1 protein-coding gene is annotated in these 299 nt (G+C 32.4%); it reads right to left on the reverse strand.

Annotation, left to right across the window (positions count from 1 at the left end; all coding sequences use genetic code 11):
• On the reverse strand, positions 1 to 299 hold a 299-nt coding region (locus LQ686_RS14015; RefSeq protein ID WP_239733463.1), incomplete at both ends, for a transposase.

The following is a 299-nucleotide window of genomic DNA, read 5'->3' on the forward strand; positions in this document are numbered from 1 at the left end:
ATTGTTGTTTAAATGCTTCAAAAGCAGTATGACAAGCTTTAAGTGATGTTGCCCCATAAACCTTTCTTAAAGAAGAAGTAAAAGCTTTATAGTCTTTACTTGGTACGTATTTAATAGAATTCCTAACTAAATACACAATACATCTTTGAACAATTGTTTTAGGAAAAATAGCCTTAACTCCGGATTCTAAGCCAGAAACACCATCCATAGATAAAAAGAAAATGTCTTCGACACCACGAGCCTTAATTTCATCAAATATTTGCATCCACTTATGCTTGCTTTCTGTTTCATTAAGCCAT

This window comes from Mammaliicoccus sp. J-M41 (assembly GCF_022385935.1).
GTDB classification, from domain to species: Bacteria; Bacillota; Bacilli; order Staphylococcales; family Staphylococcaceae; genus Mammaliicoccus; species Mammaliicoccus sciuri_A.